This is a genomic window from Endozoicomonas sp. ONNA1, assembly GCF_024606325.1.
GTDB lineage: Bacteria > Pseudomonadota > Gammaproteobacteria > Pseudomonadales > Endozoicomonadaceae > Endozoicomonas_A.
This window is the reverse complement of record NZ_JAHHPN010000293.1, coordinates 1-2,989: the sequence shown is the minus strand read 5'-3', so window position 1 is coordinate 2,989 and position 2,989 is coordinate 1. Positions and strand designations below refer to the sequence as shown.

Sequence of the window (2,989 nt, the reverse complement as noted above, 5' to 3'; positions counted from 1 at the left end):
GTTTGGTGTAATCGTGCATGGATTCGGTGACCAGTTTGCCGCTGGCATCCAGATGCTGAACTCGATATTTGGTGACTTTAAACGCCTGCCCTTTGACATGGTACTTGATGCGGGGTGGCTCCGGCGGTGGTTCAGGGTCACCTTCATCGCCCCCTCCGGGTGGTATGGGTTCTGGCTCAGGTTCCGGTGTTATTTCGCTGGGTGGATCAGTGATGATCGGCGGATCTTCCTCTATTCCTCCTCCGCCACCTTCTCCTTCGGGATTTTCAGGTTCATCCTCTGGCGGGATAATGGGCTCACCTGGCTTAGGCTTGAATATCTGTACCGGCTCACCATCGAAGTCTTTGTCGGCAAAACGTTCAGTGGCTTTTTTAAAGTCCATGATAGTAAACCAGTGTTTGTCGTGATCCTCGTCAATGCGAGTTCCACGTCCAATTATCTGCTTGAATTCAGTCATGGATTGGATGCTTTGATCGAGAACAATCAGCTTGCATGTTTTAGCATCCACACCGGTCGTCATCAACTTGCTTGTCGTGGCGATGACCGGATAAGTGGATTCCGGGTCAATGAAGTTATCCAGCTCATCCTTACCTTCTTCGTTATCACCGGTAATCCGCATCACATACTTGCGGTTCTCTTTCACCCGATCCGGGTTCAAATTCACCAGTGCTTCCCGCATGCGTTCAGCATGATAGATGTCGTCACAGAAAACGATGGTCTTCTGAAGCTCATCGGTTTTCTGCAAATACTCAGTAACCTTCAGCGCTACCAGTTGGGTTCGCTCGTCAAAGACAATGTTTCTGTCCATATCCCGCTGGTTGAATATGCGGTCTTCAATCAGGTTGCCATACTTATCGATCTGTCCTTTTTGTGGTCGCCAGCCTTCAAGATCAATATCGAAATCAAATCGGATGACTTTGTATGGTGCCAGGAAGCCATCTTCAATCCCTTGTTTTAGAGAATAGGTATAAACAGGTTCACCAAAGTAATGGATATTGGAGACTTCCTTCGTCTCTTTTGGGGTGGCGGTTAAACCAACGTGTGTTGCAGAGGAAAAGTATTCCAGAATTTCTCGCCATGCAGAGTCTTCACGGGCGCTACCACGATGGCATTCGTCTATGACAATCAGGTCAAAGAAATCAGGATCAAACTGTTTATAGATGTTTTTTTCTTCTTCATTGCCTGAAACGGCCTGATAGAGCGACAGATATATCTCAAACGCTTTGTTGACCTGGCGCTTTTCAATTTTGGTCATCGCTGGGCCAAAGGGTTTGAAGTCGTTGGACTTGGTTTGGTCCACAAGAATATTGCGGTCGGCAAGAAACAGAATGCGCTTCTTCTTTTCAGATTTCCAGAGCCGCCAGATGATCTGGAAAGCGGTATAGGTCTTCCCGGTTCCAGTTGCCATGACCAGTAGAACTCGATTCTGGCCTTTGGCAATGGCTTCAATAGTGCGGTTAATAGCGTTTGCCTGGTAGTAGCGCGGAGTGCGCCCGGAACCATCATCGAAATAAGGGTAATTGACGGTTTTTTGAGCTGGCTCGTCTAATTCTTTTGCCTGGCAGTAGCGACTCCATAGCTCACCAGGCGAAGGGAATTCATTAAGGGACAACTCTGTTTGGGTTTGATCTGCATTACCCGTGCGGTCGTAAAATTTGAAGCCATCTCCATTACTGGAGAACACAAAGGGAATATCAAGTGCTTCTGCATAGCTCAGGGCTTGCTGCATTCCGGAGCCCATGCTGTGCTTGTTATCTTTGGCCTCGATGACCGCTATGGGTTGGTTTTTCTGATGATAGAGGATGTAGTCTGCCCGACGTTTTTTACCTCGGGCATGGAGCTTACCGCGAACGATGATGCGGCCTGCGGTGAAGGTTACCTCCTCTCTTACCTGAGTTTGGATATCCCAACCGGCCTTTTCGATGGCTGGGGTGATGTATTTGGTACATATATCACGTTCGGATAGTTCTTTTTTGTTCATCTCTCAGATCCTGTCACGTCAAGACCTCCCAAACTGCAATGAATCGCCACGAAAATAAGACTGAATATCGGCGAAAAGCTTGAATAGTGGGATCATTGTACCAGTGATAATAAAGAGAATGGGAGTGGCAAAGCTTGATAAAAAATGAACTTGATGTACGTCAACTTCTCGGTGTTTGGTGCTGGCATCAAGAGTTGAACTCGGGCCGGGTATAGGTCAGCTTTCCAGACAGAAACAACCTGAATAATATCAAACCAGCTCTGGGGGTTCAGCTGATCATGCTGCTCCAAAAAATAGCTATCTTCCGGTTGCTTTTAATGAATTGTATCAGGGTGTGTTTGAGCAGTTAAAGCATTTTAAGACGTATAGAGTGGGTTGGGTATATGTGATAGAAGGCACTGGATAACCTTCCCCTAATCTAGTGTTGACCTATTCCGACGGAAAGAGGGCGCATTAGCAGGCGCAAAAGCTCAGAAAGCAAAAAGCCCGTAGTGTTCGCTAACGCTACGGGCTTCGCTGTATATGGTGCCGGCACCAAGAGTCGAACTCGGGACCCACTGATTACAAGCTCGACGGGCATACATATAAAACCTTTAAAAACAATAAGTTATAAACGGCTTGAGTATGCCAGAATGCACTAATTTTGCTTTGTTATGTCACCTGTATGTCATTTAAATCGGGCTGTTAGGCCTAATCTACCACTTTTTTGAGGTGCATTCATCGCAACTTTTCCTTCCATAAAAGCAAATTTCGACCAGCAACAATAGGCCTGGTATGAGTTGTCATTGTGCTTTCACAACAGCATTGTCTGTTCTAAATTTAGAGTTTCTCAAACCACGCATTGGCTGCACAGAGAGTCTGCATTATGATCGATGATCCTCTAAACGTCCAAAAACGTGCTGAGCTGGTAGGGTACATTTGTACTCATTACTCTTACTTTGATTACTTGATTTCGAATGTTATCTGGAGTCAGTTATCTTTAGAGAAAGATGTTGGAGTAATGATAAC

1 protein-coding gene is annotated in these 2,989 nt (G+C 46.1%); it reads right to left on the bottom strand.

The genetic code is table 11. From position 1 onward, the window contains the following. On the bottom strand, positions 1-1,981 hold a 1,981-nt coding region (hsdR, locus tag KDK19_RS06970; protein ID WP_257291616.1), incomplete at its 3' end, for an EcoAI/FtnUII family type I restriction enzme subunit R. Positions 1,982-2,989: the final 1,008 nt, after the last annotated feature.